Genomic DNA, 14,672 nt, shown 5'->3' on the forward strand with positions numbered 1-14,672 from the left:
GGCCCTAAACCATAAACTTACGATAAAACGTATTGAATTACTTCAAAATAAAAGTGTAGCAGTGAATAAATAGAATTGATTGGATTAAGAATGAGGCGAATTGGGCTAATAGTCGACAAACGAGAGTTGTTTGAAGAAAACCCCTTGACCCTATCGACCTAAAACATTACATTAGCCGCCGTTGAGACGTACAGCGTCTTGGCAACAATGTGGTGAGGTGTCCGAGTGGCTGAAGGAGCACGCCTGGAAAGTGTGTATACGGCAACGTATCGAGGGTTCGAATCCCTCCCTCACCGCCATATCTCTTTTAGAGATATAAAAACGGAGAGATGGCTGAGTGGTCGAAAGCACCGGTCTTGAAAACCGGCAAGGGTTTATAGCCCTTCTAGGGTTCAAATCCCTATCTCTCCGCCACATTTAGAAAAGGGCGCTGATTTATCAGCGCCCTTTTTGCGTCTAGCGCATGTGGTTAGAGGAATTTGTGCCAAATCCGCCTCACCCAGAACACTCCGCTACATTCAAAGAAACCGCTAATTTATTAGCGGTTTTTTTACGTCTGAAGTTTGCCAATAAAATAGGGATGCAGAATCCTAGACAGGGTTCACCTGAGCGAAGCGAAAGCACATTGCCCGTACCGAAGGTGCGAAAAGGCAATAGCCCGAAGGGTACGAGCTTGCGAGTAATAAATCCCTATCTCTCCGCCACATTTAGAAAAGGGCGCTGATTTATCAGCGCCCTTTTTGCATCTAGCGTATGTGGTAAGAGAGATTTGTTCCAAATCCACCTCACCCAGAACACTCCACCAGATTCAAAGAAACCGCTACTCTGTTAGCGGTTTTTTTACGTCTATAGTTTGCAAATAAGATAGGGATGCAGAATCCTAGACAAGGTTCACCTGAGCTCTATTTTCCCCTCTCTTTAATACCTTGCTGTCCCAAAAATGAGAAAGTGACTTACACTTAATACAGGATAGTCGCAGGCAATTAATCAAGTTAGCTTGTTTAATTATGCCGTGAAAATGAGCCTTATCTATGGGTAAATTTTTGTATGTTCATCTACTTGGTATGCTAATGGTTGGCTGTACTAGCACGACAGCCACTCATCAACCTGATCATCAGTTTCGTCAACAATATATGGAACTCTATAGAACGATGGAGATGACACCAAAGACATACCCGATTCTTATTCTACAGCCGAGACAAAACGAAACGTTAATGTAGAAAAAGTAAGATGTCACAAGAACGTATTACTTTAATATTTAAACATCAGGAAGCGAATAACGGTGGAACTATTTAACTTAAGAGTAAGACTCATTTCCATTATTTGATCAACTAAACGTACTGCTATCGGTACGTTTGTCATTTTTTTAAAACGCCAGTAATATCAATTCAACCCCGTGTTCAGGTACCGTGCTTGTCACCAAAAGAGCTTCTCCTTCATGGTGGAGAGATTGCGTTGAGCGTTTGGGATAGGCCGTTCGCTTGATTTCGTCGATATCTTCTTCAGACAATGGCTCCGGAGCGCCCATTCTTAGCCAGTCATCATACGCAGAGCCGTGTTCACGGTTGAGCATATAGCGAGTCAGCTTATAGTTGCCGGAAGGAAGATCAAACGCAAAATCAAACAATTTGTCAGGTGCCGGATTGAAGGCTGCGTAGGGATCGGACATCTCAATGGCAGAGGTATCACCGCTGGCATATAGATCGTCGAAATGAACATAGTTGACCATTAAGATTTGAATACCCTGTGACGACCGGGTGATGATGAAGTCCTTTTCTCGCTTAAGCAGTTTCGGACCAAGGCGATTGAGCATAGTCAGGGCGTGGAAGTTGGGTTTTTTAATCCCTTCACGCGTCATCATGCCAAAACCTCCGTGGAAAGTGGAGGTCGACGGCCCTCGCTCCTCAAACAGGTCGCTGAACGTCCAGATCCCCAGTGAGCTGACTTTGTCATACAGAGCGATGATATTGTAGACGACGAAACTGCCCAGAAAAGCGGTATCCAATACCTTGTTCCCCCAGCAGGCACTCAGGTTCCACTCGGTAATATGAAGCTCGTCAATGTCCAGCTGTTGTTGGTAAGGTCGACAGCTGTTGAGTAATTCCAGGCACCCGTCGGGGCCAAGTGTTTTGCGGCTGACCTTACTGGAATCCATCAGATTATCAATGTTGCCATACAGCTCAGGGTAGATGTGGCAGGAGAAAAAATCGGGCTGTAGCTGGTGCTGGTGACAGAAACGGATAAAGTTATCGAGCCAGTCAGAGCGATCAAATACCATGTGGCTGACAGATGGGCCGCCAAGTTTAATTAAGGGTGAAACGGCTCTTACCGCATGGTAGGTTGCTAGGTAGAGTTGGTGATATTCAGCCTCATTGCCCGCCCAGAATACGCCTTCCAAATCAGGTTCGTTCCACACTTCAAAATACCATGTCTGCACCTGTTCTATGCTATATCGGGTGATGATATGGTGGAAGAACGCAGCGACTAAATCAGTCCAGTTCTCCATGTGTTCCGGAGGGGAGATATTGCCACGCCAATGGGCGACGGTTTGCTCGTTACTGGCAAATAGGTCGGGCATGTATCCGAGGCAGAAAAAGGGTTTGAGTCGAATAGAAAGTAGGAAGTCTATGAGGCTATCAATGTTGCTCCAGTTGTAGAGGCCTTTGGCGGCAACAATGTGCATCTGTTCGGCAAAAATGCCCTGAAAACGGATGTACTCAAAATGTAGGCTGCTCTGCATTTCTGCTAGTTGTGCACGGTGCTGTGTTTTCAATCCCTCGTACGAGCAACCAAATGTCGTGAGTTTACGCCAAGTCTGGGTAACATTATCAATGACTTCCTCGGTCGTGATTGAAATTGGACTCGAAGCTGGCACCGGTGTTGTGGCTGTTTTAGCTTCTGTGGTAGATGTATTCAAATACTCAAATAGTGATTTATAGATATCCCGATCACGAACCGATAGATAGCTGCTGCCGCCGTTAGGGTGGTTTGAGGGAGCCGATAGTTGTCTTCTGAGCTTGATGGGGGTCTGGTTATATTTTTGTTTGAACTTTTTATAGAACAATTTTGGGTCATTGAAACCGCATGCAAAGGCAATATCGGCAATTTTTTCGTTGCTGTTAATTATCTGTTTTGCGGCCTGATAAATACGGTAGTCGAAGAGGTATTCCTGAAATGAAATACCCATTTGTTCTTTAAAGAAGCGGGAAAGGTGGTGCATGGTGACGCATTCGCGATCGGCCAGTTCCTGCAGCTGGACTTTGCCCGCATAGTGTTCACCAATATAATCGACGATACGGGTAAGCCGTTCTAATTCGCGTTCATGGATCTGATGACGGTTGTCTTCTATGATTTCGTGATGGTAAGTGGATAGAAGTGTCGTGATGAGAGCCAGCAGCTCCTGCTCGATAGTAAACTTGCACCACTTGTGCTTTTTGGTAAATGCCCAAACGATCCGGGCAAGGTGGCTTCTCAGCGGGTTGAAATAGGTTTGCTCGGCATCACTGTATTGCGCCGAGTTACAGTGGAATATGATGTTTTTCAACTCTGGATAGCAATTGTTCATTAAGTCAGGAGAAAATTGGATCGCTAGCAGAATATTATTTTCATCGGTTGCCTTGATGCTGTGAAGTTCGTTGTGATTGATCAGCAATACATCATCTTGGACGAGGTTAAACACCTGATTATTGCGCCGAAGCTCAATACTGCCCTTCAATACCATCATTAATTCAATTTCATGGTGCCAGTGTGCTGTGACCTCCATGACTGAGTGAACATAGATTTTGGCTTTTAGCCCTTCATCAAGACGAACGAGCTCATGGCGGTATTGCATAATGACTCCTGGAGCAATACGAAATATCAAACTTCTACTATACGCAGAATATACATAGAGCTGTTTGTGGAAACTCACACTACGATAAAAAAGATGATACCTCGCCTCGTGATCACGAGGTGAGGTGGTTCATGCCTTTGGCAAAAGTGTTAATTGGATATTGAGCGAAGATGCTGAAGTTCTTGCTGCATCTGTTCGCAGATAGTTTTGTTGATGGGGTAGAGGATCAGTACCAGTGCACTGGCTAAAAATCCTAGGGCTGGCAGTAGACTCATCATGATCAGAATACCATGCAGGGTATTAGCTGATTGGACTGCTCCGGCCTGGTAACCATAGTGACTGAGAATCGCGCCGGTGATCACGCCACTGATCCCCATGCCGAATTTATGCGAGAAGGTGACTGAGCTGGTTGTTAGGCCGATGACTCTTTTCCCTTGCTTCCACTCACAGTAGTCGGCAGCATCAGCCACCATCGACCACATGATCGGTACACTTACACCCTGGGCAATCATCACTAGGAAGAACAGACCGCAGATAAGCATGATATTGGCGGTATCCAGCCAGTAGAGGTTGATGATCAACAGAGAGGCCAGTAACTGGGCACAGATCATCATTTTTTTCTTACAAAGTGATTTTGATAATACAGCAGTGATTACCACGCCAAGCAGCATGCCAATATTACCGGAAACAAAGAAAACTGTTGCCATGTCGGTTTGGCCGACGTTGTAGCGGAAATAATACATCCCAACGGCAAACGGCATCATGGTAAAGCTAAAGCACAACACACCCACAATCAGCAGCACCCACCATGCTCGGTTTTGGCTAACCACTTTTAGATCTTGTTTAATCGATGATTGGTGGCCGACGGATTTCACTCGCTCCTTGGTTGAATGAAAGGTGACGAAGAAAAAAAGTATCGCCAGAGCGGCAAAAATGGCAATGGTTAACTGAAAACCTTGTTGTTCGTTATCGCCACCCAACAGGCGTACCAGAGGTAGCGTGCTGCCCGATACCAACAGCATGGCAAAAAAGCCACAGAACATTCGAAAGCTTGTCAGTTGAGTCCTGACTTTGCTGTCTGAACTCATCATTACTGGCAGTGCCGAATAGGGAATATTGACAACGGTGTAGCAGATCATCAACAGAATATAGGTAATATAGGCATAGATCAGCTTGCCGGAGTCAGATAGATCAGGGGTGGTAAAGGTGAGCACCGCAAGAATACCAAGTGGCACCGCGCCAAACAGCAGATAAGGGCGAAACTTACCCCAGCGGCTAATGGTACGGTCGGCAATAGCTCCCATCAGGGGATCGCTGACGGCATCAATCATTCTGGCGACAAAAAATATACTGCCTACCGCGGCGGCAGACAGACCAAAGATGTCAGTATAAAAATACATCAGGAAGGTGGTCACCGTGGCAAAAATCAGTGTACTGCCTAGGTCGCCCACGCCATATCCTAGCTTTTCTTTTAATTTAAGTGATTCCATTACTCGTTACCTGTGTAGGGTTTGAATTGATTGTCATGAAAACGGCAAAGAACAACTAGCGAGCTATTTGAGGTAGGTGCTGGGGGATGTTTGTGTTGATTGACAAACTGTGAGTTGCATCATGGTCGCTGTGTGGTGGTGGACAAGAACTCAGTGGTGAGCTAACGCACTCTAATAAAAGATAATTCGTGATTTAAGGTTACTTCACTGTCGAGTGCTACTCCGGTCACATTTCTGCGCTGATCACAAAATCCCCCTATAACATCAGGTAAACCTCTACGAAGTTTGTGGTGGCAAAACGGCTTAGACTAATTCTCAACCTATCCACCAAGAAGAAGTCTGGTGGTTATACAGAGAATTGAAAATAGACTGAGGCTAAAATGATAGATTTAACGGCAAAACCTTTTTATTTAAGTCATGAAGATATTGTGTGGGTGGAGGAAACTCTCAACGCAATGACGCTGAAAGAGAAGGTCGGTCACCTATTTTGTCCTATCGGTTTAAGTGCCGATCAGGCTGATTTACAGGCGTTATTGGATGAATTTAAACCGGCTGGGATCATGTTCCGACCGGGCGACGCCAAAGAGGTTCAGCAGGTCCATCAGTACTTGCAGCAAAATAGTAAGGTACCGATGCTAATCGCTGCCAATCTCGAAAGTGGCGGCAACGGTGCGGTGACCGAGGGAACCGAGTTTGGCTCGCAAATGCAAGTAGGTGCGACTGCAGATCCGGAAATGGCGGCAAAGCTGGGGGCTGTGGTTGCTGAAGAAGGTCGAGCGGCAGGCTGTAACTGGGCTTTTGCGCCAGTTATCGACCTTGATTATAACTTTCATAATCCGATTACCAATACTCGTACTTACGGCAGTGACCCTGAACTCGTCGGGGCAATGGGCAAAGCTTATGTCGAAGCCGTGCAGGCTCGAGGCATGGCAACATCAATTAAACATTTCCCTGGTGATGGTGTTGACTACCGTGACCAACATCTGGTGCTTTCTGTTAATACAATGGAGCCACAGCAATGGGATGAAACATTTGGTCAGGTTTATCAGCAATCGATTGATGCAGGCGCGCTTACCGTCATGGCAGGGCACATTGCACTGCCGGAGTACTCCAAGGTGCTGAATCCTGAATTGAGCGATCATGAGATCATGCCTGCTTCACTGGCACCAGAGCTGCTTAATGACCTGTTGCGCGACAAACTCTGTTTCAACGGTATGATCGCCAGTGATGCCACGTCGATGGTGGGCTTTACCATCATGATGAAACGTGAACAGGCGGTACCATTAACGATTGCCGCGGGTTGTGATCTATTTCTGTTCAATAAAGATCTGAAAGAAGATTTTGGCTACATGCTAAAGGGTATCGAAACAGGCTTGCTGAGTATGGCACGTGTCGATGAAGCGATTATCCGTACGCTTGCGACAAAAGCGACTTTGGGGTTGCATAAACGTGATCTGATAGCTGAGCTGGATTTGTCGTTGATCGGTTGTGAAGCACATAAACAAATGGCGATTGAATGTGCGGACAAAGCGGTGACTTTGGTCAAAAACAACCAGAATATCTTACCGTTATCACGTGATCAGCATAGTCGTGTACTTCTGATTGGCTTGGGCGATGAAGCCGATATGTTTGGTAAGAAGGCCGGTACTGTTGAAAAGTTCCAGAGCCAGCTTGAAGTCGAAGGGTTTAAGGTTACCTTGTATGATACTTCGCAATTTACTATGCGGGATATGATGCAGTCTGTAGAAGACTTTATTGCCGACTACGACGTGGTGGTGTACGCCGCGCAGTTCAAAACCGCCAGTAACAAAACGACCCTTCGGATCAACTGGGCTCGTCCGATGGGCATTGATGCGCCGTGGTTCAGCCAAGAAATCCCAACCGTCTTTATTTCGTTTGGTAACCCTTACCATTTGATGGATGTCCCTCGTGTGCCGACATATATCAATGCCTATACTGCTAACGATATTACTATTGAAGCCGTCGTGAATAAGCTAATGGGTCGTTCGGCGTTTAAGGGGCAGAGCCCTGTCGATGCTTTCGTTGGGCAGTGGGATACCCGCCTGTAAATATTTAACGTGGTTAACAAACAGCATTAGTGGTAAGCGTATGAAAGAGACAATTAAAGGCGTGATCTTCGATCTCGATGGTGTATTGGTTGATACAGCCTGTCTGCATTATGAAGCCTGGAAAAAAATAGCCGATAAACTCAACATTTCGTTTAGTGAAAAAGATAATGAAAAATTAAAAGGCGTGAGCAGAAAAGATTCATTGGATATTATATTGAGTCAGGGCACGGAATATTTCAGTGAAGGTGAAAAGAGTCAGTTACTACTGAATAAAAATAATGACTATTTAACCTTAGTTAATCAAATAAATAAAAATGACGTGTTAGGTGGTGTCGTAAAGTTAATTGAAGAATTGAAATGTAAAGGAATGAAAATTTCTCTAGGTTCAGCAAGTAAAAATGCCCGCCTGATATTAGAACTAACGGGTTTATACCATTATTTTGATTATATCGTAGATGGCAATATGGTTGTTAAAGCCAAACCTGCACCGGATGTGTTTCTGATGGGAGCCGAATTACTCGGCCTTTCTCCATCAGAATGTTTGGTGTTTGAAGATGCCCAGTCTGGCGTGCAGGCAGCATTGGCTGCTGGAATGAAGGTTGTTGGTGTCGGTGAGTACGCTCTATTGCATCAGGCGACATTTGTAGTCCCTAACCTGATAGGATTTAGTATCGAAGATTATATAAAGTAAACAGCATTAAATATAGATATAAATATAATTATAAATAGCCAGGGTGTAATAATATAAATCTGGCGTGTAGATAACCTCACAGGAATATCAATGTCAATATAAGGCGCGCTGGAATAATACAATAAGTTTTATGCGTGTATGTATTGCTATGTCTGTGAATATATTTTCTAAGGAATGAAAATGGATCTTACCTCTACCTTTAAATGTGTCAGATTAGCTTGTCTGACAGGTTTGCTTATTACTCCAGTTGCTCAGGCTAGTGGGTTATTTGAAAATAATGAACTTACATTATCCACTCGAAATATCGCGATGTATTTGGATGAAGATACATCAAATAGTGAAGACCAGTTTGCCTGGGCGCAAGGGATTGCGATTGATTATAAATCTGGCTATCTCGCTGACATTATTGGTTTTGATGCAACCTATTCCGGTGCAATCAAATTAGGCGCTAATGATAACTTCCAGGGCCGTGACTTATTACGTGATAATAATGGTAAAGCCGAAAGCTTTAATAAAATCAGCCAGATCTATGCGAAGGTCAAACTGGGGGACGATGACTTATACGTAAATGTTTATGGTGGCTGGAAGGAGCTATACAAAACCGGCTCGCTGACTGTTTCACATGGTCGTGCCGTTGTTGCCTCATATCAGGGTATTAGCGGAGAAGTTGGTTATAAGGGCTTGCGTCTGCGTGGTGTATATACCGATCGCTTTTCAGATCGAGACTCGCCGACAAAAGTGCGTTTCAAAACCCTTTCTGGCCAACAAATTGACAACATTATTACCGGCGATCTCAGTTATAGCTGGGGTAAAAAGAATGTAGTTAATCTGTTCAGTGGCGAAAGTAAAGATTACTTGCGACGAAGCGGCCTTGAATTTAAATGGCAGACGCCAGTTTCTGAAACTTCGAAGATGGGCTTGAGCGGTTATTTCTATCAAAACGACGCTTTGGATAACTGGGAAGGAATGGCGTTCGACGATAAAGCCAACCACTATAACCTGAACTTGGATTACATGGTTGGTTCATGGACCTTGTCAGGCAGTTATGCCTATACCGAAGCAGAGCTAGAAAATGGCCTAGGTATGTTCTTCTGGGATATGGGAAAAAATACCGACGGTAACTTCAACAGTAAGGCGGATGGAACCGGTACTGACTTTAACAAAGATGGCGAGACCATGGTTGCCTTCCAGGGCATGTATAACATGGCGAATGCTGGCGTACCCGGCTTGATGGTTGGTTTACGTGCGACGTACGGTTTTGGGATGGAATTTCAGGGCGCAGATATAGATGAAGCAGAGCTGAACCTTCTGATGATGTATAAATTTCAGGATAAGGCACTTAAGGGCCTCAGTATGATGGCTGGTGTTGGACCGGGGTACTCCTATGTTGCGGATAGCGCAAGGAATCCTGTTGTTGAAAACGGTGACTGGGAAAAACGTACCATTCTCGGTGCCGTATTTGTGGTTGATTATAAATTTGACTTGCTTTAAGCACTTACGATGAAGGATATGATGATGAATACGACATTGAAAATAGTTGCTGCACTGGTTGCTGGTGCTCTAGTAACTCTACCAACATTGGTTCAGGCAAAAACGTCTAATACTGAAGATACGCTGCGTATTTTGCTTGTCAGTGATGATGGCTGCCGTAGTGAGGGTTCGCAAGAACTATTTAAAGCACTGACCGAACAAGGTTATGATGTTTGGCTGTCTGGCCCTGCCAACAATCAAAGTGGCAAGGGAACGGCAGTTACCTTCAAGCCGGGCAAAGAGCTAACGTACGAAAAAATAGGTGAAAAGGAGTATTGCTTCAATGGTACCCCAGTGGATTCGGTGCTGTTTGGTTTAACAGGCCTTATGGCTGAACAGAAGCCGGACCTGGTCATTTCGGGGGTCAATGACGGACCAAATGTCGGGGTCAACCAGTTTAACTCTGGTACCGTTTCGGCGGCGGCCCGCGCTGTGCGTCACGGTGTGCCAGCGATTGCCGTCAGTATGGGATTTCGGCTTGAAGAAGCTAAAACCGGCTTTCCGAGTTCAATGGAATATATCCCAGCAGGCGTCGAGCATACGCTGGCGGTGGTAAAAAAACTGAATGATAAGAAGCTTGTGGGCCAACCTCTGTTGCCGAAAGGTACTGGTCTAAGTATCAACTACCCGCCGTACCCGACAGCAGAAATTAAGGGTGTAAAATATATCGAGAACGAGCGCTATCCAGACTATAACTACACCTTCAAGCTAGTCGACGAAAAGACAGTGGTACAAGAACTGAATTTCAAGCCCTTCCTTGCTGCCAGTGATCCGACTGTGACTACTGATACCACGGAGCTGATGCGTAAATACATCACCTATACCGTATTTAACGCACATTGGAATGCGCCCGAAGCGGTGGCGTCATATAAGGCAATATTGAACTGATCTTAACCGATAGAGGTTAATAACATCACACGATTAAAGAGAGCCTGAGGGCTCTTTTTTTATGAGAAGTTAGGTCGATACCTTCTTTTGTAACCTGAAAATTTCTTCATGAAGCCAATTCAGCAACGATTTAATTGTTCGCGATAGCGCCTTGCCTTGCCTGATAATATACCCACAGTAGAACGTTGGGATATTCGATAAAAGCGTGAACCTTGCGTGAATATTGAGTTTGGGATGAAGAGAAAACTCCGGTACTATCATCATGCCAATTCGGTTTCGGGTGTGGGTATCATGCCCCCAAAAAAACAGGGATTTCCCATGATTATTGAGCCAGTAGTAAAGGGGGTTGTTGCACGTTCAGCGCATCCATTTGGTTGCCAGCAGGCTATCCGCAATCAGATCAATTATGTGAGAACAGCTGATCCCGTTACTGACGGGCCGAAAAAAGTATTGGTGCTTGGTGCCTCGTCGGGGTTTGGTCTGGCATCTCGTATTTCACTGGCTTTTGGTGGTTCGATGGCAGATACCATTGGTATTTCTTTCGAGCGAGGACCGAGTGAAAAAGGAGTAGGCACTGCGGGTTGGTATAATAATATTTTCTTTCGCGAAGAAGCTGAAAAAGCGGGTTTAATCGGTAAAAACTTCATTGGTGATGCTTTCTCGCCACAAATGCGCCAACAGGTTATTGAGTATATAAAGACAGAATTTGGTGGCCAGCTTGATTTGGTTGTATATAGCTTGGCAACGGGAGTAAGGCCGAATCCTGAAACCGGAGAGTTATGGCGTTCGTCAATCAAGACCATGGGTGAGCCTGTAACAGGGCCGACGATCAATATCGAAACCGATACCATGGAGCAGATGACGATTGGTACGGCGACACCTGAAGAAGTTGAAGACACTGAAAAGGTGATGGGCGGAGAAGATTGGGCGAGCTGGATTGATATGTTGTCTGAAGCGGGTGTTCTAGCGACTGGCTGTAAAACGGTGGCCTATTCGTATGTTGGCCCTAAAGCGACGTATCCTATTTATCACCAAGGAACATTAGGCAGAGCTAAGGCGCATTTGCATGCAACAGCCGATCAGCTTAATGAACAAATGTCTGAAATGGGGGGTGAGGCTTATGTGTCTGTCTGTAAAGCATTAGTCACTAAAGCCAGTGTTTTTATTCCTGCTTTTTCGCCCTATATTCTCGCTTTGTTTAAGGTAATGAAAGACAAAGGTGTGCATGAAGGATGTATTGAGCAGATGCAGCGACTCTATGCTCAACGTCTTTACGGAAAAGACAAAATAGTACCCGTTGATGACAACCGTTTGATTCGTGTTGATGACTGGGAACTAGAGGACGACATTCAGCAGCAAGTCAGTGAGTTAATGGTAAAAATCACCCCTGAAAACTTTACCACAATGGGGGATTACCAAGGGTATAAAACCGACTTTATGCAGTTAAATGGCTTTGATTTAGAAGGCGTTGATTATCAAGCAGATATTAGCTTTGAAACGCTAACTCAATTAGTCGCATAAAAGCATAAGGATCATGTCATGCGCCAAGTCAGTGAAAAATTACAGCCATGGCTTGAAGGTTTTAACCAGCAAGTAGCAGTATTAATTGTAAATGGTTTTAAGCCGACTTCAACCAATGCCCGTGAAGGGCTAGCCAATTTAACAACAGATTTGGTTACCGATATTCCCGCTATTGCTTGGGTTCAAGATGATGTCGTTATCAACGACGAAGACACTGTACCTGTGCGTATTTACCATCCGGCACCAGAGCAGGCTTTACCTGTTTTAGCTTATTACCATGGTGGCGGGCATATGGCAGGCAGTATTACGGTTTATGATCCTATCTGTCGAAAGTTGGCGAATGCAACCCAACATATCGTGGTTGCTGTCGACTACCGATTGGCGCCAGAATGCCCGTACCCGGCGGGTGTGAATGATGCTTATGCTGTTGTGAAAGGTATTTGGACAACATTGGATAGCTGTCAACTCCAGTATCAACAAGAATTAGTGATTGCAGGCGATTCTGGTGGTGGTGCATTAGTAGCGACGATAAGTGAGCTGGCGCAATTTGATGACACGGTGAATATTGCCAAGCAAGTAATGATCTACCCAAGCCTTGACTACACCATGCATTCAGGCTCGATGGAACAAAATGCAGCAGGGTACTTGCTTCAGAAAGACAAGATAGCGTGGTATTTTGATAATTATTTACAAAATAACGAAGACCGCCAACGGGTTTCTCCGTTATATGGCCGTTTTACCCTAGCATTGCCAGAAACCTTACTCTTTACCGCTGAATTTTGCCCGCTTCGTGATGACGGGGTAAGCTATTGCAAAAAGGTTGAAGCGACTGGCGTGCAGGTTGAGCATGTACATTTCCCTGATATGATCCACGCCTTTATGAATATGGAAGATTTGGTAAAAGAAGAGTGCGCTCAAGTTTACCAAACCATTGCCCGTTTTCTTCGCACATAAGCGCGGTACTAAGTCATAGATCCTAGCGGCTCCCAATATCAGACAGCTGTTAAAATAATGCATTCTTCCTCCAATATTTGTTGTAACTCTGGTACACAGCTTCCGCAGCCTGTACCTGCTTTTGTGCATGCGCTTATTTGATCGACTGATTTTAAGTGTTGTTCTCTAATGGCTTGGCAAATTGTATTTCTTCCAACTTGTTTGCACGCACAAATTGTTTTACCAGCCGCTAACTTACCCTCAGCTGTCCCCGATATGAGTGAGCGTTCGACAGAGGTATCGATAGGCTCATCTAATAGATTTTGTAGCCAATCTAAATCTTGTTGCTGTAAGTCGTTAGCGACTAGATAGCAACTGCGTAAACGTTGTTTCTCAATATTAGCGTAGCGATATTGTCCGTTACTCGCCCCATTGAAACTCAATTCACGCCCATTTTCATGCTGGCAATATTGTGAAAGGCGTAGCATTAATTGTTCTGGTAATAAACAACTGGCGATTCGGTATAGATACCCCCCCGTTACTTTCTGACGTACCCAATAATCAAACTCGGTAATATCAAGAACCGTGCTGGATAGCAGCATAGCTTCACTTTTATAAGCGAAAGAGGCAATGGATACAGGAGTAAACTTGAATTCAGGTTGGCCAGATATATCGTCTGTTTTTGGGCTTATTAAGTTACAGACTTTACCGGCACTGGATGTCACGTTATTCCAATGTATCGGCATAAAGAGTTGTCCTTGGTTGACCTGTTTTGATAGTTCAACCCGTACCTGAGCACTACCGAATGGGCTCGCGAGAGTGGCGATTGTGCCGTGTTGTAACGCATAATGTTCAGCATCGTTCGGGTTAACAGATACGAAAGGCTCTGGTTTATGCGCACCTAAACGCGCCGATAAACCTGTTCGCGTCATGGTGTGCCATTGATCGCGAATACGACCACTGTTTAACGATAAAGGATAGTCAGTATTACATTGTAAAGCGGTTGGTTGGTGTTGCACGGCAATGAACTGCGCTTTTCCTGATGGGGTAAAAAAGTGACCATCAGCGAAGAGTCGCTTATGAGTAATGTCGTTATCAATATCGAGAACGGGCCATTGTTGTGGTGGTAATTGCGCATATTGTTCAGTGGTTAGATGAGCAAGACCAGTTAAGTTTAAATCACGTTTGGCATTATCGAGCCCCGTCATTATGGCGTATTCATTAAAAATCTCGGCTTCATGCTGATAAGTAAATGCCTTAGCAAAGCCCATCGATTTTGCAACTTCACTGATTATCCACCAATCAGGTTTGCCTTCACCCGGGGTGGGTAATAGACGTCGTTGACGTGATATACGACGTTCTGAATTAGTAACAGTACCAGACTTTTCACTCCAGCCTTGTGCCGGTAAAAGTACATCTGCACAACGGGTAGTATCGGTATCTGCAATGCAATCAGACACTACAACCAGCGGGCATTTTTTGAGTGCGCGTTTAATTTTTTCTGCATCTGGCAAGCTGACGACAGGGTTGGTCGCCATTATCCAAATTGCTTTAATTTTACCATTATCAATTGCATCAAATAGCTCGATTGCTTTTAGACCGGGCTGAGTGGCAAGTGAATCTGTTTGCCAATAGTCGCTGATTAATTGGTGATGTGTTGGGTTACCAAAATCCATGTGTGATGCTAAGGTATTGGCTAGCCCGCCCACCTCACGCCC

The 14,672-nt window shown here is 44.9% G+C and carries 10 protein-coding genes and 2 tRNA genes; 9 read left to right on the forward strand and 3 right to left on the reverse strand.

The features are described 5' to 3' along the window. Positions 1 to 211 precede the first annotated feature (211 nt). The 3 genes from C9J12_RS03655 to C9J12_RS03665 all read left to right on the forward strand — a co-directional run bounded on the left by C9J12_RS03655 (position 212) and on the right by C9J12_RS03665 (position 1,220). Positions 212 to 299: transfer RNA gene (locus C9J12_RS03655), tRNA-Ser, on the forward strand. Between the two features lie 24 nt (positions 300 to 323). Continuing rightward, positions 324 to 414, forward strand: a tRNA-Ser gene (locus tag C9J12_RS03660). Positions 415 to 1,031: 617 nt separating this feature from the next. Beyond that, the gene (locus tag C9J12_RS03665) at positions 1,032 to 1,220 is read left to right on the forward strand and encodes a hypothetical protein (RefSeq protein ID WP_107241457.1); all 189 of its coding nucleotides are present in this window, start codon (positions 1,032 to 1,034) and stop codon (positions 1,218 to 1,220) included. Between the two features lie 146 nt (positions 1,221 to 1,366). Here the strand turns inward: C9J12_RS03665 and C9J12_RS03670 are convergent, their stop codons facing one another. Together C9J12_RS03670 and C9J12_RS03675 are read right to left on the reverse strand one after the other, a co-directional pair. Beyond that, positions 1,367 to 3,832: a GH39 family glycosyl hydrolase gene (locus tag C9J12_RS03670; RefSeq protein WP_107241458.1), complete on the reverse strand. Its 2,466-nt coding sequence runs from the start codon at positions 3,830 to 3,832 to the stop codon at positions 1,367 to 1,369. Between the two features lie 149 nt (positions 3,833 to 3,981). Beyond that, positions 3,982 to 5,322, reverse strand: a complete 1,341-nt coding sequence (locus C9J12_RS03675; protein ID WP_107241459.1) for an MFS transporter — start codon at positions 5,320 to 5,322, stop codon at positions 3,982 to 3,984. Between the two features lie 380 nt (positions 5,323 to 5,702). On the opposite strand from C9J12_RS03675, the gene C9J12_RS03680 reads away from it, so the two are divergent. From C9J12_RS03680 to C9J12_RS03705, 6 genes are all read left to right on the forward strand, one after another. Next, positions 5,703 to 7,391, forward strand: a complete 1,689-nt coding sequence (locus C9J12_RS03680; protein WP_107241460.1) for a glycoside hydrolase family 3 protein — start codon at positions 5,703 to 5,705, stop codon at positions 7,389 to 7,391. Positions 7,392 to 7,431: 40 nt separating this feature from the next. After that, entirely contained in the window at positions 7,432 to 8,082 is a 651-nt protein-coding gene (gene pgmB / locus C9J12_RS03685; RefSeq protein ID WP_107241461.1) for a beta-phosphoglucomutase, read from the forward strand. A gap of 180 nt (positions 8,083 to 8,262) precedes the next feature. After that, positions 8,263 to 9,573 (forward strand): OprD family outer membrane porin, encoded by a 1,311-nt coding sequence (locus tag C9J12_RS03690; RefSeq protein WP_170111707.1) that lies wholly within the window; start codon positions 8,263 to 8,265, stop codon positions 9,571 to 9,573. 24 nt (positions 9,574 to 9,597) lie between these two features. Continuing rightward, complete coding sequence (surE, locus tag C9J12_RS03695) at positions 9,598 to 10,500, forward strand: 5'/3'-nucleotidase SurE (protein WP_107241463.1); 903 nt, start codon at positions 9,598 to 9,600, stop codon at positions 10,498 to 10,500. Positions 10,501 to 10,818: 318 nt separating this feature from the next. Then, the gene (fabV, locus tag C9J12_RS03700) at positions 10,819 to 12,021 is read left to right on the forward strand and encodes an enoyl-ACP reductase FabV (RefSeq protein WP_107241464.1); all 1,203 of its coding nucleotides are present in this window, start codon (positions 10,819 to 10,821) and stop codon (positions 12,019 to 12,021) included. 18 nt (positions 12,022 to 12,039) lie between these two features. Then, the gene (locus C9J12_RS03705) at positions 12,040 to 12,975 is read left to right on the forward strand and encodes an alpha/beta hydrolase (protein WP_107241465.1); all 936 of its coding nucleotides are present in this window, start codon (positions 12,040 to 12,042) and stop codon (positions 12,973 to 12,975) included. A 38-nt stretch (positions 12,976 to 13,013) separates the two neighbouring features. On the opposite strand, the gene C9J12_RS03710 is transcribed toward C9J12_RS03705, so the two are convergent. After that, a partial coding sequence (locus tag C9J12_RS03710) for a molybdopterin-dependent oxidoreductase (protein WP_146150075.1) occupies positions 13,014 to 14,672 on the reverse strand: 1,659 nt, incomplete at its 5' end.

Origin of the sequence: Photobacterium frigidiphilum (assembly GCF_003025615.1) — a bacterium.
GTDB lineage: Bacteria > Pseudomonadota > Gammaproteobacteria > Enterobacterales > Vibrionaceae > Photobacterium > Photobacterium frigidiphilum.